Below are 19,090 nucleotides of genomic sequence, written 5' to 3' on the forward strand. Positions count from 1 at the left end.
GCCGGCGGCGTGGACAGCGAACCGATGACCCCGGCGGACCTCGAGCGGGAGCTCGGGGTCCCCGCTCAGCAGATCCGTAACGTCCTTCGGGCGGAGTACGGACTGCTCGCGGAACGCGGTGAGATCCGGTGGGAGCTCACCCCCGAACAGGTCGCCCACGTTCGCCGCGCCTTCCAGCGCGGCTGATCAATCCCGGCTCGGTGCGGTGAGGGTGTCCTCCTGCAGCCGTTGCCTGGGAGCGCGAGGCCGCCATACACTGGTGGCAGCTCATCGCACTAGCGGTGGGAAGTGGACCCGAGACCCTTCCGGACGGTTGTGGCGCTCGGGTCTCGCGCTGTCTACAGGTCGACGACCTCGTCGGTGAGCTGCTCGGCCCGGCGGCGGAAGTCGCCGCCACGGCTGAACGCCCACGCCACGGCATCGGGGATGCAGAGCAACGGTTCTTGGGCGGCGGTGTCGTGGTCGTACCGGAACGTGCACCCCAACCGCCGATGCTCGTGCTGGATGACCTTGCGGTCGCTCCTGACCAGCGTTTCGTCCCGCTCCAGCAGCAAACGGGCGTGATCTCCGGCCTTCATGTCCTCGACCAGCCGGCGAAGGCAGACCTCGCGGCGCTCGAGTTCGGTGCGGTACGTCTGTCCGGCCCGGTACAGCGTGATGGAAGCATCCAGCTCCTCGAGGGCCGACAGGATCTTGCGCTGTCGGCTCTGGCTCTCCTTGACCATGTGAAGCCCACGTTGGCCGGGGAGCATCAGCCCCCGCACGACCTGCCGCGCCGCGGCGATCTCGCGCGGGACGACGACGGCCGCCACCAGCAGATAGTCCCGCCGCTTGCTCTCGTCGACGAAGACGTGACCACGCCGCGGTGATCGCTGCTCGATGTTCACCCACGCAAGGGTAGACACGCGTTCCGACACCCTCGCCGCACCCTGTCGAGGAGTAACGCCGGGAGGCCTACACCGGAGTCTCGTCGGGCGTCGAGAGGCTCTCGACCACGGCCTCGCGGTAGAACGCGATGCCGGACGCCAGCACGTCGTCGTTGAAGACGTAGTCGGCGCTGTGCAACGGCACCCCGCCAGCCTCGGGTGCGGTGCCGTTGCCGAGGAACACCAGGCAGGCGGGCACGTGCCCGGCCAGCACGCCGAAGTCCTCGCTGCCCATGATCGGCGGGGCGTCGACGTCGAGCCGGTCCATGCCCACGGCCCGCGCCGCGGCCAGCCCGGCAACGGCCACGCTCGCGCCGTCGTTGACCGTGGGCGCGAACTCGCGGGTGTAGTCGACGGTGACCTCCGCGCCGTGCGCGGCGGCGACGCCGCCGGCGACCTCCCGGATGCGGCGCTCCAGCAGCGTGCTGACGGCGGGGTCGAAGCTGCGGGTGTCCCCGGTGATCGTGGCGTGGGTGGGGATGGCGTTGCGGGCGCCGTCGGTGCGCAGGTCGGTGCAGGACAGCACGGCGGTGCTCACCGGGTCGACGCTGCGCGCGACGACGTGCTGCAGCGCCACGACGATCTCCGCAGCGACGACGAGCGCGTCCACCACGAGGTGCGGGGCTGACGCGTGCCCGCCGCGGCCCCGGACCGCGATGCGGAAGTTGTCCTCCCCGGCCATGATCGGGCCGGGCCGGGTGCGCAGGTGCCCGGCCGGCAGCCCCGGGATGTTGTGGATCCCGAACAGCCGGTCGATCGCGAACCGGTCGAACAGGCCGTCGTCGACCATCGCCCGCGCGCCGTGCCCCGGCTCCTCGGCGGGCTGCAGCACGAGGCGGACAGTCCCCTCGAACCCTCCGTCCTCGGCCAGCAGCGCGGCGGCCCCCAGCAGCATCGCCAGATGACCGTCGTGCCCGCAGGCGTGCATCGCCCCGGGGCGGGTCGAGGCGTACTCGACGCCGCTCGCCTCGGTGATCGGCAGCGCGTCGAGCTCGGCGCGCAGCCCCACCGACCGGCCGGACGTGCCGCGCGTCAGCGAGGCGACGACGCCGGTGCCGCCGATACCGGTGACGACCTCGTACCCGAGCTCGTCGAGCACGCGCGCGGCATACGCGGCGGTGGCGTGCTCGGTGAACGCGGTCTCGGGGATCCGGTGCAGGTCGTGCCGCCATCGCCGGGCACGGTCCACCACGGCGGGCGGGACGGCGTCGGTGGTGGGGCCCGGGGCGCTCGCGGTCATGCGGGGGACCCCTCGGTGTCGTGGGGGGCTCCCTCGGTGCTGAGCAGCACGACGACGGGGTGCAGCGGCAGGTCGAGCGCTTCGCGGCGGTGCGGTTCGGCCAGTGCGGCGCGGACGCCGGCGAGGGTGGCAGCTCCGCTGGGTCCCGAGGAGATGCCGAGCCGGCCCAGGTCGGCCGCCGCCTGCTCGGCCTCGTCGTCGCTCACGGTGACGGCGGCGTCGCAGCCGTCGCGCAGCACCGGCCACGCCGTGCTGGAGACGGTGCCGCAGTTCAGGCCCGCCATCACCGTCGATCCCGTCTGAACGGTGACGGGCTCGTGCACGGCGAGGCTCTCCAGCGCGCAGGCCGCGGTGTCCGGCTCGACGGAGAGCACGGTCGGGTGCGGGGTGTCCGGGCGGCGGTAGTGGCGCACCACGGCCTCGGCGAGCGAGCCCACGCCCACCGGCACGGCGACGAGGTCCGGCGCGCGGCCGAGCTGTTCGTCGACCTCCTCCAGCAGGGTGCCGTAGCCGTCGACGATCCACGCCGGGACGTCGGTGTAGCCCTCCCAGGCGGTGTCCTGCACCAGCGCCCGGGTGTCCGCGTCGTCGGCGTAGTCCGCCGCGGCGCGGACCGCGTCGTCGTACCCGACGTCGAGGCGTACGACGGTCGCCCCCTCGGCCTCGATGGCTGCCTGGGTCGCCTGCTCCATGACGTCGGGGACGAACACCGTCGCCGGGACGCCGAGCTGGTGGGCGGTGCGAGCCACCGCCCGGCCGTGGTTGCCGTCGGTCGCGGTGACCAGCTCCGCGCCCGGCTGCCGTTCCAGCACCTGCCGGCAGGCCCAGGAGGCGCCGAGGATCTTGAAGGCGGGCAGCCCGAGCCGGGACGACTCGTCCTTGACGAACAGCCGCCCCACGTCGAGCTCCGTGGCGAGCTCGGGGAGCTCGACCAGCGGGGTGGGGGAGTAGCCGGGCAGCGTGCGGTGGAAGTCGCGCGGGCTGTCGTGCGTCGCCGGCGCGTCCCAGGTGCGGGCGTCGGGTGCGCTGAACCATCGAGTCACCTGCTCATCATCGACGCGTGTGAACGCCCTGGTCCAGCGCGAGAGCGACGTCACGCGTCCGGATGGCGGCACCCCGCACGTCCGGTAGAGGACGCGGGCTAGGCTCGACGGCGTGAGAATCCCGAAGCGCACCACGCCCGACCGCCTGCTGTCCGTCGCCGCCGTCGGCGCGCTCGCGGTGGGTCTGCTGGCCGGGTGCGGGCAGGACGACGACCCGGCGGCCACCCCCGTGGACACCTCGGCGTCGGTCTCCGCCCCGCAGGACACGGCCGAGGCGTCGGCCGAGCAGGACGTCACCGAGTTCTCGTACACCGGCGAGGACGGCAGGACGGCCCTGGAGCTGCTGCTCGAGGCCGACCCGGAGGCCGAGGTGACCGGCGAGGGCGAGATGGCCTACGTGACCGGCATCCAGGGGCGCACCGCCGTCGAGGGCGAGGAGTTCTGGTCGCTGTCCGTCGACGGTGAGATGGCCCAGGTCGGTGCCGGCGCGCTGGAGACCGAGGACGGCCAGGAGATCACGTGGACGCTCGAGGAGATCACCGAATGACCCCGACGACGGACCTGACCCTGCGCGAGCTCGGCGAGCGCTGGTGGCGCCCCGCCGTCGCCGTGCTGCTCGTGGCGGCGGCGATCGTGTGGCGGGTCGTCAAGGACGACCTCGGCGCCCCGCCGAACCTGGAGCTGTCCACCGCAGCCGCGTTCGCGGCGGCCGGTCTGCTGCGGCACCGCCTGGCGATGCTCGCCCCGCTGGTCGTCGTGGCGATCAGCGACGTGCTGCTGACCAACTCCGCGATCCTGCTGTTCACGTGGACCGCGTGGGCGGCGATCGGCGTCGGCGCCTGGTGGACCCGCCGGGCGAGCGGCGGCCGCCGCGTCGTGGCCGCGCTGGGCTTCGGCGTCGGCTCGTCGCTGGTGTTCTACCTCTGGACGAACTTCGGCGTCTGGCTGCAGGGCCGCGGCACCTTCTACCCGGCCGGTCTGGACGGGCTCCTGGCCAGCTACGTCGCCGGGCTGCCGTTCCTGCGGCCCATGCTGCTCGGCAACCTCGTGCTCGTGCCGGTCGCGGCCGCCGTCGTGGCGCTGGTCGAGCGGCTGGAGCGGGCTCACGCCGTCGGGACGGCGCCGACGGCGGCCTGACGTTCCCGCTGGCGTCGGCGGACGAGGAGCACGACCAGCTGGCCGACGACGCCGACGACGAGTGCCGTGACGGGGTACGGCAGGCCCCTGTCCAGGAAGACCTTGAGGTCGTCGATGACGACGGGGAGAAAGGCCACCAGGCTCGGCCCGCCCGGAGTTCCCCAGTGCGTCAGGACAGGGAGGACGGCCGGTCCGGTCCAGACGATCAGCACGGCGAGCGCCCAGGCTGCCAACCGGCGGAGGGGTGTCCAGCCGCACCAGGCCAGCGCGACTCCCGTGAGCACGGCGGGGGTGTAAGTCATGGTCAGGAAGAGTGCGCGCATCAGCTCCGTCGGCACCGGGCCCTCTGTCATGATCCCCGGGGGCAGCAGCAGCGTCGGCAGCCAGAACCCCGCCGCGACGGCGCCGATCGCCGCCGCGACGGTCGCCGCCGGGACGGGGCCGAAGGCCAGCACGCGGCAGACGCCGACGGACAGCACGAGCAGGATTCCCACCGCCCCCGCGCCGAGGACGGTGTTGAGCGCGGTGGGTGAATCAGGGCGGAGTCTCGGCAGGATCACCGTGAGGCTCTGCACCGTCGCGCCTGCGAAGACCACGGCGAGCCCGGCAGCTGCGGCCCAGGCCGCACGACCCGTCGAGCCGGACGCGCCTCGCCGCAGGACCAGCCCGATGGCTGCCCCGGGAAGGACCACGATTCCCACGAGACGCACGAAGGTCATCAGGTTCAGGGGGAGGAGCGCGCCGCGAGCGTCCGCCAGCCAGGGCGGGCCGTCCATCGGCGGGGCCTGCAGCCCGGCCACGAACCAGGGGAGCAGGCTGACGACGGCGGCGCCGACGCCGAGGAGGAATCCTTGGATCGGTGTGAGGTCTCGGAGCGACGGTGATCCGGTCATGACCAGGGATGATGTCACACCGCGTGGTGCCGGCGTCGTGATGCTCGGCGGGCGGCTGGAGCGGGCTCACGCCGTCGGGACGGTGCCCTTCTTCTCGCGGTAGCGCCGCCGGGCATGGGGTGCGACGAGCCGGCCCACGACGCCGACCAGGATTGCCGCAGCGGCGTACGGCAGGCTCCAGACCAGGCCGTCCAGAGCGACGCCGACGTACTGCGCGGGGCTCGCGGAACCCGGCGACCGCGCGATGACGAACCAGTACGTCGCCGCGTCCAGAACGGCTTGACCGACCCCGAAGATCAGCAGGGCGACCGTCCAGGCCCAGAGTCGGCGTCGAGGCGTCCAGCCGCACCATGCCAGGGCGGCTCCGAGGAGGACGGCGGGTGCGACCTGCGTGATGACGGCGAGGGTGGCGATGACTCCGTCCGGGAGCTGAAGCCCCCACGACCACGTGATGCGCAGGACGCTCTGCAGCCAGTACCCGGCGGCCACGGCAACGACCGCTGCGGCGACGGTGGCGGCCGGCACCGTGCGGTGGGCCAGCACCCGGGAGACGAGGGCGGAGAGCACGAGCGCGACGGCCACGGCTGTCAGACCGACAGCGACATCGAGCAGACCGGACGTCTCCGGGCGGAGCCTCGGCACCGTCGCCGCGACGCTCTGCAGTGCCGCCAAGGCGATGACCAGGACCAGTCCGGCGGTCGCGGCGGCGTCGACGCGCCCTGGGGTCCCCGCGGTGCGCGGGCGGAGGACGACCCCGACGATCGCGCCGGGCAGGACGACGGCGCCAAGCATGAGCGCGAGGAGGTCCGGCGCGAACGGGAGGAACGTGCCGGTGAAGAGGTCGGGCGTGTTCGGGTAGGTCGGCCACGACGGCTGCCACCCGGCCAGGACCGAGGGGAGCAGGCCGACGACGGCCGCGCCGACGCCGAGCAGGAATCCTCGGGTGGGAGTGAGCTCGCGGAGCGACGGCGAACCGGTCATGACCAGGGATGATGCCACACGGCGTCGTGACGCTGTTCGAGCGGCTCGGGCACGCTCACGCCGCCGGCACGGTGTCGGCCTGCTCCCGATCGCGCCGTCGGAGACGGGCCACGACCAGCCCGCCCACCACGCCGACGACGAGAGCCGTGACTGCCGACGGCAGGCCAGCGATCAAGGCCTGGGTGAGCTCGCCTGGCACGAGCGCCGAGTTCTGGGCAGTGCTCGGCATGCCCAGCGGCTGCTCCCAGAAGAGCCAGATCTGCAGGGTCTCCAGTGCCGCCCGGCCGCCCCAAAGGAGCAGCAGCGCCACGACCCAGGCCCCCAGCCGGCGGGCGGGCGTCCAGCCGCACCAGGCCAGCGCGAAGCCCGTGAGCACCACGGGGACGTAGGCCACGACCTGGAGGAGCGTGGTCGTCACCTCCGGGGGGAGGCCCTGCAGCGCGGTCGGGGACAGCTGGACCAGGGCTTCCCGCAGACCGGGCCCGGCCGCGACGGCGGCGCCCGCGACCGCGACGGTCGCCGCCGGGACAGAGCCGCGTGCCAGCACGTGGCAGACCACGGCGGACAGCACGAGCAGGATGCCCACGGCCACCGCGCTGACCGTGACGTCGAGCAGGAATGGCGAGTCCGGGCGGAGCCGCGGCACGATGACCGCGAGGCTCTGAGCCACCGCGCCGCCGAAGACCAGGACGAGCCCGCCGGTCGCGGCCCACGCCGCGCGGCCGTTCGACCCGGCGGTGCGTCCGCGCAGGAGGATCCCGGCGATCGCGCCGGGCAGCATCACGATCCCCACGAGGAGCACCAGGGCGTTCGGGATGAGCGGCAGAAGCGCGCCCGTGATGTCCGGTGGCATCTGCGGTGCGGACAACCGCGGTGCCTGCAGCCCGGTGAGCAGCCAGGGGAGCAGGCCGACGACGGCGGCTCCGGCGCCCAGGAGGAAACCTTGGAGGGGTGTGAGCTCGCGGAGCGACGGCGATCCGGTCATGACCAGGCACGATGACAGCCCGCCGGGTCAGGGGCAAGTACCTGCGTCAGCTCCGAGGCGCCGCTCCGCGGTCCGGCGCGGTCATGTCCCCGGTGCGGGGTGGCGTCGTGCCGATCCCGTAGCGCAGGTGCACGACGCCGTGCGGGCTCGCCTCCGGCGGGCCGAGGAGCGTGAGGCCGGCGGGGACCTCGCCGCCGTCGAACACCTTCTTGCCGGCACCCAGCACAAGGGGGTGCAGCCACAGGTCGAGCGTGTCGGCGAGCCGCTCGTGCAGCAGCGTCTGGACCAGGTTTAGGCTCCCCACGACGCAGACCTTGTCGTGGCGCTCGCGGATCTCTCGCACGGCGGCGGGGAGGTCGGGGCCGAGCTGTGTGGACCCGGCCCAGCCCAGGTCGGGGCGGCCGCGCGAGGCCACGTACTTGGGCACGCGGTTGAACAGTGTCGCGATGCTGTTGTCCTGGCCGCCCTCCTGGTGCGGCCAGTAGTCGGCGAAGATGTCGTAGGTCCGCCGACCGAGCAGCAGGGCGTCGGTGTCCTCGTAGGCCGCCGCGATCTGAGAGCCCGTGACGTCGTCGATCACGGGCGCCTGCCAGCCGCCGAAGGGGAAGTCGTCCGGGTCCTCGTTGGGGCGACCGGGGGACTGGCCGACGAGGTCGAGGGTGGCGAAGAGCTCGATCTGGATGATGCCCATGGGTCCTCCCGCGTGGGTAAACCGTCGCAGGGTGGACCGTCGGGGGAGCGGATAGTCATCGTTGACGACCGCGGCTAGATACCCCAGGGGGTATCTAGTAGGATGCTCCAGAACGGGGTGACCGCTCCGTGCGACGACTGACGGGAGTAGTAGGGGCATGTTCAAGATGTCGATGCTGGGAATCGGGCTGGCGCTGACGGGCACCGTGGCACTCGCCGCGTGCGCGCCGTCGGGTGACGGCGATACCACGACGCTGGACGCCGGGACGACGGTGATCGACGTCCGCACCCCGGCCGAGTTCGCCGGCGGCCACCTGGAGGGCGCGCTCAACATCGACGTCCAGTCGCCCGACGCTACCCAGCAGCTCGCCGAGCTGGACCCGAACGGCTCCTACGTCCTGTACTGCCGTTCGGGCAACCGTGCCGGCGCCGCGCTCGACTTCCTCAAGGCGCAGGGCTTCGAGGACGTCGTCAACGCCGGCGGCGTCCAGGAGGCGGCCGACGAGACCGGCCTGGAGATCGTCGACTGACGTTCATTCGTCACGCGACGGCCGCGACGAGCGCATCCGCTTCGTCGCGGACCGCTGCTTCTTGGCCTTCAGGCGCCGTTCCTGGGATCCGCGGGTGCGTCGGGTGGCACGACGCGCGGGGCCAGGTGGCGCGACGGCGTCGGCGACGAGCGCTGCCAGGCGGTGTGTGGCCGCGTCCCGGTTCCGGCGCTGCTCGCGGTGCTCGGATGCCGTCACCGTCAGGACGCCGTCAACCAGGCGGTGACCCGTCCTGGCGACGATCCGCTCCCGCTGGACGCGGCTCAGCACCGCCGAGCGTTCGACGTCCCAGGACAGCTCCACCCGGGAGTCGGTGGTGTTCACGCCCTGCCCGCCGGGTCCGGAGGACCGCGAGAACCGCTCGGTCAACTCGGCCCGGGGGATCGTCAGGGACGGGCTGACGACGAGTCCGGCACGGGTCGGCGAGGGCATACCTCCATCGTGCCGCGTCCCCTGACTGAGGTCACGGACATTCGGCGTCCCCGATGGCCTCCGGCGCTCAAGAGGTCATCCCTGCGGAGAGTGTGCTTATGATCGAGATGTCCAGGATGACCAGGACCGACGGCCACAAGCGGGCCGTCGACGACATCTCGTTCGTGGCTCCGCCCTGCTCGGTGACCGGGATTCTCGGGCCCAACGGCGCCGGCAAGTCGACAACGATGCGCATGATCATGGGCCTCGACCGGCCAGACTCGGGTACCGCGACGATCAAGGGCAAGCCGCTCGCGGACCACGTGGCGCCGAAACGTGCCGCGGGGCGCTGCTCGAGGCCAAGTCCGTGTCACCGGGCCGGGCCGCCCGCAACCACCTATGGGTGCTGGCCGCCTCGCACGCGATCGGACGTCGAAGCTTGAGGAGGTCATCCTGACGACCGGCCTCGACACCGTGGCAAACACGCGCGTCAAGGGACTCTCGCTGGGGATGGGCCAGCGGCTCGGGATAGCGACGGCGATGCTGGGCGACCCGTCAAGGTGCACCGCTACCACGCCAACAAGCCCAAGTGCACCGTCGCAATCGTCTACCCGACTACCTCGCAACACGCCCGCACCGCTGACTCCCAACCTCAGACGCCTGGACCCGTGAGGCCATGGGAGATTGAGAACCGTTTGCACTGAGTCCTTGGCATCGCATTCGCGACGACGGTTGCGAACCGCGGGCACCTCGTGAGGCATAGCCTTCCATGGGCTCACAAATTCACCCAGCGGCCGTCTGTCAGACAGCATAGACTGTTCACAGGAAAGAACGGAGTGCAAGTGATTCAAGCCCTTAGACAAGCGATACAGGCGCGCAACGTGATCGTCGTCGTCGGAGCTGGCGTCTCGGTCGCAGCGACTTCAAACGCACCGACCGCTACATGGGTCGGACTAATCAGACACGGCATTGAAAGCGCCCACATCTTCGGCGCTGAGGATGACGATCGTTGGCGAGCCATGGTTAGCAGTCTGCTGGATTATGGCATCGAATCGGGCGAGAACCAGCAACTTGTACAAGCTGCATCCGCCATCAAAGCCAAGCTACTAGCCGTTGGTGAGCAAGCCTATGCGAACTGGCTCGAAAATGCAGTAGGAGAACTTCAAGCGAGAGACACTACGCTCTTGGACGCGATTGGCGAACTGCCCTTTCCTATAGTCACCACGAACTACGATACGCTGCTTGAAAAGCATCTGAATCGTGGGACAACCCACTGGAATCAACCTGAGCAGATGCAGCAAGTCTTGGGTACGCTCTCTAACTCGATCGGACATATTCATGGTGTTTGGTCAGACCCAAGTTCTGCAGTTTTTAGCACCGAGGACTACAGCGCTGTACTAAACTCAAACCCAGCGCAAGCATTGCAGCACAGCATATCATCCGTGAAATCTCTGATCTATATCGGTTGCGGCGAAGGGCTGCGCGATCCGAACCTGGGCCAACTGACGCGATGGCACGCTGAACTATTCAAGCCCTCCGGCATGCATCACTTCAGATTATGCCTACAATCTGAGGTCGAATCGCTAGAAAAAGCGCATGCAGTCGATCACATCACGCCAGTTGCTTTCGGCGATAACTATTCGGATCTACCTCAGTTTATTTCCGAGATGGCGTCAGTTGTTGACGACGTGGAAAGATCGCCCCGGGGGTTGGTCCGCGATGTTGCGCAAGATGCGCGAGACAGAATCTTGAGTGATATTGAGTCCGACCTAATCTTGGGGCAAACAGGAACCGCGACCGGGGGTAAGATTCAACAACACCTTCTCCCACCCATTCTTTTGCCGGTACCACACAGTGAGTTTGTGAAGCAACAGCGCACTGGCAAGCCAATTGAGAAAATCGATCCGCACTCCGTCGTCGGCACGGATGAATTCATCGTGATAGCGGCCGAGAGCGAGACCGGCCTAACAACGGCCATCAAGTGGTTCGCACTAAAATCGTCTCAGGATCTGGGGACAGCGGCACCTCTCTATCTGAGCTTCCGAGAATGCAAGGCGAAGAGCAATCCCCTGGCAAAGCGAGCGTACACTGCGGCTGCCGGTCTCGGGCTATTGTCGGGTGACGGCACTATCATCGATCATGTGTTGGCTCTTGACGATGTTCACCCAGGAGTCCGCCGAATCTTCTCCCATGTCATGTCCGACTTGTTGGATAATGATGCGATCGTGAAGATTATTGGCTGCCGTCAAGGGGATGAAGACGTAATTATTGACAAGCTGAACCAGTCGGGCCACGAGCCGCGCCTTCTCTACGTCGGCAAGCTTGGGGATGCCGAGGTTGAACACTTGGTCCGGAACGCAAGTCCGCCGGACGCCGAACGACTAGTGCCGGTCGTAAATGAGGTACTAAGAGCCGAGCACCTGCCACGCACTCCATTCTCCGTGTCGCTACTTGTATCGGTGCTGCTTAGCGGTGGCCAAGTGGCAAGCACCGCGTCTCAAACGGCAATTCTTGAAGAATACGTGTCGTTGCTTCTAGGTCGCGGGGATCCCCATGAAGACTCGCGCTTCGAGATTGATCAACCCGGCAGAGAGGCACTGCTCGCCTGCTTTGCGGAGATTCTCGCCCGGAAGAAGGTTTCCGCCGTACCGGAAGCTGAGGCTGTTCAGTTTTTCGACACTACTATGAAATCGTTCGACTGGCCAGATTCCGCGATCGGAATTATTCACCATCTTACCGAGCTTCGCGTATTGCATCGAGAAGAGAACTATATTGGCTTCGCTCGCAGCAGTTTTCTGTTTCTTTTTGCCGCAAAGCGAGCGAATGTGGATCACAAGTTTCGCGATTACTTGCTGGACAACGCGCTTTACTATTCAGCGGTTGTTCGCGACTATTCTGCGCTGGTGCGGTCAGATGGGAGTGTTCTGGAATCCGTTCTCTCGACCCTCCCGCTGGACGAGGAACTTGCCACGCAGCGGACCCCCTACGCTGTCCTCGAACCGGTAGACGCGCCGCCGCCACCTCCCGGCGATTCTCAACCCTCTGATTCCCAGAAACATTCAGGGTTGCAGGTTCGCGACCACGACGATTCGGATCTCGCGCCTTTCCCCGTCGACAGCACGACGGATATATCACCCCTGCGGAAGTTGATGCGGTCGCTCGAGTTGACTTCGACCGTGCTTCGCGATTCAGACCAAGTGGAAGATCTGGGCTTGAAGAGCAGAGCGTTTAGGCGGGTGCTGAATCGTTGGGGCCATCTTGTCTCAGTGATGCAGGAGGATCCGCAGTATTCAGACTTGATCGATCAGATAGCCAAATCGCTTCATGATGTTGACGAGTTGAGGGCCAACGATCCGGAGGTACTCGAAGAGATCGTCGATGAACTCTTTCGGCTCTTCCCTGCGGCGGTCGCTGCCGGAGGGATTGAGTCTACGCTGGCATCGAGGAAACTGGTGCTTGTTTTCCAACGAGAAGTCGCTGAGGGATCCCTCTCTCAGAACGATGAGAGCGCGATCGCTGCCTGCTTATTCGCGTACTCTCTCCGCGAGCCTGGATGGTCCGGTGCAATCCGCACCCTCGCTGCTGGTGTGGAGAATAGCTGGCTAACAAGAAACTTCATCTTGCGCCTCCTGCGGTCGGTTTATGAGAGTGCCTACTCTTTCGCCTCGCGCGAGGACGAAGAAAATCTCCTTGAAGCCTGTGTGGAAATATTCTCGCGGGCAACGAGGTATGATTCTGACGCGCTTCGGAAACGCCGCCTGGACCAGTTGCGTGAAGAGATGCGCCGCCGTCGCACATTGGCTCGCTCGCGCGTAAAGATGATCGACATCTAGGCCGCTTGTTCCGATTACCGCGTACGCGGAGCCGGCGAATCATGGAGTTCGATCGCATTTCGTTTTGGTTGGTAAGTTTCTCGTCTCGCATACTTCCCATTTTCGGGTTCACGAGTATGTCTCAGTTCTAGACCAGGGTGCTTGTCAATGCGCCTCGAATTCCATCGGGGACCAAGACCACCGGCGTCAGATCGCGGGATGATGGGTGGCGATCGAGCCGAGCCGCTTCGGCTCGGGTCGACGACCGCGCGGCATGCTGCTTGCTGACGGAATCAGACCTGAAGCCGCGTTTGCACGGGCCATGAAGCTCGCGGTCTGCGAGCACTTCGTCACCTACGAGCCTCAGTGTGGCGCCTTGTGTCGACTGCAGGCTGCCGCGTTGCCGAAACCGCGATGACGTGACGTCACGTGGGCGGCTCACACGCTGTAGTACTTCGCCTCGGGATGATGCATCACGAACGCGTCGGTCGACTGCTCCGGGTGCAGCTGCAACTCGTCGCTCAGTGTCACACCGACCCGCTCGGGCCGCAGCAGCTCGACGACTTTGCGGCGGTCCTCCATGTCGGGGCAGGCCGGGTAGCCGAGTGACATCCGCGCCCCGCGGTACTCCAGCTTGAACATGCCCTCGACGTCCCGCGGGTCCTCGTCGCCGAACCCGAGCTCGGCGCGCACGCGGGAGTGCCAGAACTCGGCCAGCGCCTCGGTGAGCTGCACGGACAGCCCGTGCAGCTCCATGTACTCGCGGTACTTGTTCGCGGCGAACAGCTTCGCCGTGTACGCGGACACCGGCTCGCCGACGGTGGCGAGCTGGACGGGCAGGACGTCGTAGCGACCGGTCTCCTCGACCCACGCCTTGGGCCGGACGAAGTCGGCCAGGCACAGGTGCCGGTCGCGCTTCTGGCGGGGGAAGGTGAAGCGCAGCCGCTCGGTGCCGGGCTCACCGCCGGAGCCGCCGTCGGGCGCCCCGATGCCGGCCAGGCCGGGTCCGTGGTGCGCCACGACGATGTCGTCGCCCTCGGACCACACGGGGAAGTACCCGTAGACGACCGTCGGGTCCATGATCTGGTCGGTGCGGATGGTGTCGAGCCACTGGGACAGTCGTGGCCGACCCTCGGTCTCGACGAGCTCCTCGTACGACGCGCCGTCCTCGCCGCGGCCGGGCTTGAGGCCCCACTGGCCCATGAAGGTGGCGCGCTCGTCGAGGAACGCGGCGTAGTCGGCGAGCTGGATGCCCTTGACCACGCGCGTGCCCCAGAACGGGGGAGTGGGCACCGTGTTGTCGGTGGCGACGTCGGACCGCTCGGGCAGGTCCTCCGGCGCGGTCTCGGTGACCTTGACGACGTTGTGGCGGCGCTTGCGCAGCGCCGGCAGGTCGACGTCGTCGGGGGAGGCGCCGCGCGCAACGGCGACCAGCGGCTCCATGAGGCGCAGCCCCTCGAAGGCGTCGCGGGCGTACCGCACGACGCCGGGGAAGGCGGAGGCGAGGTCGTCCTCGACGAAGGTACGGGTCAGGGCCGCGCCCCCGAGCAGGATCGGCCAGCGCTTCTCCATCCCGCGCGAGACGAGCTCCTCGAGGTTCTCCTTCATCACCACGGTCGACTTCACCAGCAGCCCGGACATGCCGATGACGTCGGCGTCGTGCTCCTCGGCGGCCTCGATCATGGCGGAGATCGGCTGCTTGATGCCGGTGTTGACCACCGTGTAGCCGTTGTTCGTCAGGATGATGTCGACGAGGTTCTTGCCGATGTCGTGCACGTCGCCGCGCACGGTCGCCAGCACGATGACGCCCTTGGACTGCTCCTCGGCACCCTCGACCTTCTCCATGTGCGGCTCGAGCAGCGCCACGGCCGTCTTCATGACCTCGGCGGACTGCAGCACGAACGGGAGCTGCATCTGCCCGGACCCGAACAGCTCGCCGACGACCTTCATCCCGCCCAGCAGGTGGGTGTTGACGATGTCGAGGGCCTTCATGCCGTCGGCCAGCGCGGTGTCCAGGTCGTCCTCGAGCCCCTTGCGCGCGCCGTCGATGATGCGGCGCACCAGACGCTCGCCCACGGGCAGCGCGGCGAGCTCGGCGGCCCGCTGGTCGCGCATCGCGGCGGCGTCCACGCCGGAGAACACCTCGAGCAGGTGCGACAGCGGGTCGTGGGTCAGGTTGCCCTCGTCGTCGTACTGGCGCCGGTCCCACACGAGGTCCTCGGCGGCCTGCCACTGCTCGTCGTCGATGGCGGTGCGCGGCAGGATCTTCGCGGCGTGCACGATGGCGGAGTCCAGCCCGGCCTGCGTGGCCTCGTGCAGGAACACCGAGTTCAGCACCGTCCGCGCGGCCGCGTTGAGGCCGAAGGACACGTTCGAGACGCCCAGCGTCGTGTGCACGCCGGGGTAGAGCCGGGTGATCTCGCGGATCGCCTCGATCGTCTCGATGGCGTCCCGGCGGGTCTCCTCCTGGCCGGTCGCGATGGGGAAGGTCAGGGCGTCGACGATGATGTCGTCCACCCGCATGCCCCACTGCTGCGTGAGCGTGTCGATGAGGCGGGAGGCGATCGCCACCTTCTTCTCGGTGGTGCGGGCCTGGCCCTCCTCGTCGATCGTCAGCGCGACGACGGCGGCACCGTGCTCGCGCACGACCGGCATGATCCGCTGGAACCGGGAGTCCGGCCCGTCGCCGTCCTCGAAGTTCACCGAGTTCACGACGGCGCGCCCGCCGACGAGCTCCAGCCCGGCGCGGATGACGGCCGGCTCAGTGGAGTCGATGACCAGCGGCAGCGTCGAGGCGCTCGCCAGCCGCGAGACGACCTCGGTGATGTCGGCGACGCCGTCGCGCCCCACGTAGTCGACGCAGACGTCGAGCAGGTGGGCGCCGTGCCGCGTCTGGTCGCGCGCGATGTCGACGATGTCGTCCCAGCGGCCCTCCAGCAGCGCCTCGCGGAACGCCTTGGAACCGTTGGCGTTGGTGCGCTCGCCGATCGCCAGGTACGAGGTGTCCTGGGTCAGGTCCGTGTGCGAGTACAGCGACGCGACACCGCTGGTGCGCTCGATCTCGCGCTCCGGCAGCGCGCGGCCGCGCACCGCCTCGACGACGCGGCCCAGGTGCTCCGGCGTCGTGCCGCAGCAGCCGCCCACCAGGCCCAGGCCGAACTCGTCGACGAACTGGCTGTGCGCCGCCGCCAGCTCGTCCGGGGTCAGCGGGTAGACGGCGCCGTGCGGGCCGAGCTCGGGCAGCCCGGCGTTCGGCATGCAGGTGACCGGCACCTCGGCGTGCTTGGACAGGTAGCGCAGGTGCTCGCTCATCTGGTCCGGGCCGGTGGCGCAGTTGATGCCGATCGCGTCTACGCCGACGGACTGCAGCGTCGTCAGCGCCGCCCCGATCTCCGAGCCCATGAGCATGGTGCCCGTGGTCTCCACCGTTACCGAGGCGATCACCGGCACACGGCGCCCGACGGCGTCCATCGCGCGGTGCGCACCGTTCACGGCGGCCTTGGTCTGCAGCAGGTCCTGGCTGGTCTCCACGAGGATCGCGTCCGCGCCGCCCTCCAGCAGCCCGGCGGCCTGCTCGGCGAACGTGTCGCGCAGGTTCTCGTAGGTGGTGTGGCCCAGGGAGGGCAGCTTCGTGCCCGGACCCATCGACCCCAGCACCCAGCGCGGGTGGTCCGGCGTGGTGTAGGCGTCGGCGCGCTCGCGGGCCAGCTCCGCGCCCACGCGCGCCAGCTCGCGGATGCGGTCCTCGATGCCGTAGTCGGACAGGTTCGACCAGTTGGCGCCGAACGTGTTCGACTCGATCGCGTCCACGCCGACCTCGAGGAACCCGTCGTGCACACCACGGACGATGTCCGGGCGGGTCACGTTGAGGATCTCGTTGCAGCCCTCGAGCTGCTGGTAGTCCTCCAGCGTCGGGTCCGCCGCCTGGATCATCGTGCCCATGGCGCCGTCACCGACGACCACCCGGGTGCGCAGCGCCTCGAGCAGGGCGGCGGAACGGGCGTCGGCAGCGGCGAGGTCGAGCGTGGAAGTCACCCGGTCAGCCTAGTTCGGCCGGGCGAAAACAGGGTGCGACGCACACCTGGTGAGACCTACCGTCGTCGTATGGCCACCGTGGAGCCCGCTGCCACGCTCGCCCCGATCGCGGAGCGCGCGGCGGCCCCGGCGCGCCTGCCCGAGATCACCGCCGGGGACCTCACCTGGCGTCCGGCCACCGTCGCCGACGCCCCGGCCCTGCTGGAGCTGCACAACACGATCGCCGCAGCCGACGGCGTGCCCGACCGGGAGGTGCTGGACGAGGTCACCGACCTGTTCGACGCCCCGTGGCGCCGGTTCGACACCGACACCCTGCTCGGCTTCGACGCCGCCGGTCGGCTGCGGGCCGAGGGCTGGGTCGAGACCCCGCCCGGGGACGTCCGCACGCTGCGCGTGTTCCTGGACGGCGGCGTGCACCCGGACCGCCGGGGCGAGGGCATCGGCCGCGAGCTGTTCGCGTGGCAGGTCGCCCGCGGCCGCCAGGTGATGGCCGAGTCCGGCAAGGAGCTGCCCGCCCGGCTTGCCGTCTTCACCGACGACGACGTCCCGGCCGCCAAGCTCCGTCTCTACGAGCGGGCCGGGTTCACGCCCTGCCGGTACTACGCCGACCTGCGCCGCGACCTGCGTGACCTGGAGTCAGCCCCGCTGCCCGACGTCCCCCTCGACGGCTCGCTGCGGATCGTGCCGTTCAGCACCGAGCTCGACGAGGCCGCGCGCCTGGCGCACAACGACGCGTTCCGCGACCACTGGGGCAGCGAGCCGAAGTCGCCGGAGCAGTGGACGCACAGCCGCGCGTGCTTCGTGCCGCGATGGAGCCATCTCGTCGTCGACGACGACCCGGATGTCGAGGCGCTGCTGGCCGACCCCCGCACCGACGACGAGACCGCGGCCGCCCTGCGTGCCGGGGAGCCGCTCGTCGTCGGGTATGCCATGAACGAGCTCTTCGAGGGCGACTTCACGACGCGGGGCTACACGTTCGGGTACACGGCGATCCTCGGCACGCGGAAGGCGTACCGGGGACGCAAGGCCGGTCTGGCAGCCCTGGTGGCGAGCATGCGGTCATTCGCCGAGGACGGCATGGAGTACGCCTGCCTCGGGGTGGACACCGCCAACCCCAGCGGAGCCCACGGGCTCTACGCCCACGTCGGGTACACCCTGGCCTACGGGTCACGGTTGCTCAGCATCGAGCTGTAACGACCCGCCCGGTCCCGAAAACCCGGTGCGGCCTGCACCGGGGTCGCCGTACGCTCGCCGCATGGCCACCGTGGAGACCTCACCCGACCTTGCGCCCCTCGCCGAGCGCGCCGACGCCCCGGCGACGCTGCCGGCCCTGACCGCCGGCGGGCTGACCTGGCGCCCGGCCACCGCCGACGATGCCGCGGCGCTGCTCGACCTGCGCAACACCACCGCCGAGGCCGACGCCGAGCCCTACCGCGAGACCCTCGAGGAGCTTACCGAGTTGTTCGACGCCCCGTGGCGCCGGTTCGAGGACGACTCGATCCTCGGGTTCGACGCCGACGGCGCGCTGCGGGCCTACGGTCACGTCGAGACGCTTCCCGGCGACTCGCGCACGTTGCGGGCGTTCCTGTTCGGCGGGGTGCACCCGTCCCGCCGCGGCGAGGGCATCGGCCGCGAACTGTTCGCGTGGCAGGTCGCCCGAGCCCGGCAGGTGCTCGCGGCGTCCGGCAAGGAGCTGCCCGCCCGGATCGGCGTCTTCGCCGAGGACGACGGCCCGGCGGCGAAGCTCCGGCTGTACGAGCGGGCGGGTCTCGAGCCGCGCCGGTTCTACTCCGACCTGCGCCGCGATCTGCGCGACCTGGAGGCCGAGCCGCTGCCCGAGGTCACGCTCGACGGCTCCCTGCGGCTCGTGCCGTTCAGCGCCGACCTCGACGAGGCCACGCGCCTGGCGCACAACGACGCGTTCCGGGACCACTGGGGCAGCGAGCCCAACACCCGCGAGCAGTGGACGGGCGGGCGCACCGGCTTCGCGCCGCAGTGGAGCCGTCTCGTGGTCGACGACGCCCCGGACGTCCAGGCGCTGCTGGCCGACGAGCACACCGACGACGAGACCGCGGCCGCGCTGCGGGCCGGGGAGCCGCTGGTGGTCGGCTACGCGATGAACGAGCTGTACACCGAGGACTTCGAGGTGCGGGGCTACTCGTTCGGCTACACCGCGGTTCTCGGTACCCGGCGCGCCTATCGCGGACGCAAGGCCGGCCTCGCGGCCCTGTTGGCGAGCATGCGGGCCTTCGCCGCCGACGGCATGGAGTACGCCTGCCTCGACGTCGACACCGCGAACCCCAGCGGTGCGCACGGGCTGTACGCGCACCTCGGGTACACCAAGACCCACGGGTCGCGGCTGCTCAGTATCGAGCTGTAGGCGCCTTGC

17 protein-coding genes are annotated in these 19,090 nt (G+C 69.3%); 8 read left to right on the forward strand and 9 right to left on the reverse strand.

Annotated elements, in window-relative coordinates:
• The first annotated feature begins 9 nt into the window (after positions 1-9).
• Positions 10-186, forward strand: a complete 177-nt coding sequence (locus HLI28_RS13630; protein ID WP_171248103.1) for a hypothetical protein — start codon at positions 10-12, stop codon at positions 184-186.
• Positions 187-338: 152 nt separating this feature from the next.
• On the opposite strand, the gene HLI28_RS13635 is transcribed toward HLI28_RS13630, so the two are convergent.
• The 3 genes from HLI28_RS13635 to HLI28_RS13645 form a co-directional block, all read right to left on the reverse strand.
• Positions 339-887: a hypothetical protein gene (locus tag HLI28_RS13635; RefSeq protein WP_171248104.1), complete on the reverse strand. Its 549-nt coding sequence runs from the start codon at positions 885-887 to the stop codon at positions 339-341.
• Between the two features lie 67 nt (positions 888-954).
• Positions 955-2,166 carry an amidohydrolase gene (locus tag HLI28_RS13640; RefSeq protein WP_171248105.1) on the reverse strand — a complete coding sequence of 404 codons (1,212 nt, stop codon included), beginning with the start codon at positions 2,164-2,166 and terminating at the stop codon, positions 955-957.
• Positions 2,163-3,209, reverse strand: a complete 1,047-nt coding sequence (locus tag HLI28_RS13645; protein WP_343035839.1) for a pyridoxal-phosphate dependent enzyme — start codon at positions 3,207-3,209, stop codon at positions 2,163-2,165. Before HLI28_RS13645 ends, HLI28_RS13640 begins: the two co-directional genes overlap by 4 nt.
• Positions 3,210-3,321: 112 nt before the next feature.
• Between HLI28_RS13645 and HLI28_RS15995 the strand changes: the two genes are divergently transcribed.
• Both HLI28_RS15995 and HLI28_RS13655 read left to right on the forward strand, forming a co-directional pair.
• Positions 3,322-3,756 carry a DUF4430 domain-containing protein gene (locus HLI28_RS15995; protein WP_171248107.1) on the forward strand — a complete coding sequence of 145 codons (435 nt, stop codon included), beginning with the start codon at positions 3,322-3,324 and terminating at the stop codon, positions 3,754-3,756.
• The gene (locus tag HLI28_RS13655) at positions 3,753-4,346 is read left to right on the forward strand and encodes a DUF6580 family putative transport protein (protein WP_171248108.1); all 594 of its coding nucleotides are present in this window, start codon (positions 3,753-3,755) and stop codon (positions 4,344-4,346) included. Before HLI28_RS15995 ends, HLI28_RS13655 begins: the two co-directional genes overlap by 4 nt.
• Here HLI28_RS13655 and HLI28_RS13660 read toward each other — a convergent pair.
• The 4 genes from HLI28_RS13660 to HLI28_RS13675 form a co-directional block, all read right to left on the reverse strand.
• Entirely contained in the window at positions 4,313-5,239 is a 927-nt protein-coding gene (locus tag HLI28_RS13660; RefSeq protein WP_171248109.1) for a hypothetical protein, read from the reverse strand. The genes HLI28_RS13655 and HLI28_RS13660 overlap by 34 nt on opposite strands.
• 66 nt (positions 5,240-5,305) lie before the next feature.
• Positions 5,306-6,220 (reverse strand): hypothetical protein, encoded by a 915-nt coding sequence (locus HLI28_RS13665; RefSeq protein WP_171248110.1) that lies wholly within the window; start codon positions 6,218-6,220, stop codon positions 5,306-5,308.
• A 55-nt stretch (positions 6,221-6,275) separates the two neighbouring features.
• On the reverse strand, positions 6,276-7,205 hold the full coding sequence (locus HLI28_RS13670; protein ID WP_171248111.1) for a hypothetical protein: 930 nt from the start codon (positions 7,203-7,205) through the stop codon (positions 6,276-6,278).
• A gap of 46 nt (positions 7,206-7,251) precedes the next feature.
• Entirely contained in the window at positions 7,252-7,896 is a 645-nt protein-coding gene (locus HLI28_RS13675; RefSeq protein WP_171248112.1) for a dihydrofolate reductase family protein, read from the reverse strand.
• A 157-nt stretch (positions 7,897-8,053) separates the two neighbouring features.
• Between HLI28_RS13675 and HLI28_RS13680 the strand changes: the two genes are divergently transcribed.
• On the forward strand, positions 8,054-8,425 hold the full coding sequence (locus HLI28_RS13680; protein ID WP_216077738.1) for a rhodanese-like domain-containing protein: 372 nt from the start codon (positions 8,054-8,056) through the stop codon (positions 8,423-8,425).
• Between the two features lie 3 nt (positions 8,426-8,428).
• Here the strand turns inward: HLI28_RS13680 and arfB are convergent, their stop codons facing one another.
• A complete protein-coding gene (arfB, locus tag HLI28_RS13685) occupies positions 8,429-8,875 on the reverse strand; it encodes an alternative ribosome rescue aminoacyl-tRNA hydrolase ArfB (RefSeq protein ID WP_171248113.1) in 447 nt (148 codons plus the stop codon).
• A 98-nt stretch (positions 8,876-8,973) separates the two neighbouring features.
• Between arfB and HLI28_RS15820 the strand changes: the two genes are divergently transcribed.
• Complete coding sequence (locus HLI28_RS15820) at positions 8,974-9,297, forward strand: ATP-binding cassette domain-containing protein (protein WP_171248114.1); 324 nt, start codon at positions 8,974-8,976, stop codon at positions 9,295-9,297.
• A 399-nt stretch (positions 9,298-9,696) separates the two neighbouring features.
• Positions 9,697-12,687, forward strand: coding sequence for an SIR2 family protein (locus tag HLI28_RS13695; protein WP_171248115.1), 2,991 nt, complete (start codon positions 9,697-9,699; stop codon positions 12,685-12,687).
• A 417-nt stretch (positions 12,688-13,104) separates the two neighbouring features.
• Here the strand turns inward: HLI28_RS13695 and metH are convergent, their stop codons facing one another.
• Positions 13,105-16,701, reverse strand: a complete 3,597-nt coding sequence (metH, locus tag HLI28_RS13700) for a methionine synthase (protein WP_343035840.1) — start codon at positions 16,699-16,701, stop codon at positions 13,105-13,107.
• A gap of 69 nt (positions 16,702-16,770) precedes the next feature.
• On the opposite strand from metH, the gene HLI28_RS13705 reads away from it, so the two are divergent.
• Together HLI28_RS13705 and HLI28_RS13710 are read left to right on the forward strand one after the other, a co-directional pair.
• Positions 16,771-17,895: a GNAT family N-acetyltransferase gene (locus HLI28_RS13705; protein ID WP_171248116.1), complete on the forward strand. Its 1,125-nt coding sequence runs from the start codon at positions 16,771-16,773 to the stop codon at positions 17,893-17,895.
• A 61-nt stretch (positions 17,896-17,956) separates the two neighbouring features.
• Entirely contained in the window at positions 17,957-19,081 is a 1,125-nt protein-coding gene (locus tag HLI28_RS13710; RefSeq protein ID WP_171248117.1) for a GNAT family N-acetyltransferase, read from the forward strand.
• The last annotated feature ends 9 nt before the right edge of the window (positions 19,082-19,090 follow it).

It is taken from the genome of Isoptericola sediminis, assembly GCF_013085345.1.
GTDB lineage: Bacteria > Actinomycetota > Actinomycetes > Actinomycetales > Cellulomonadaceae > Isoptericola > Isoptericola sediminis.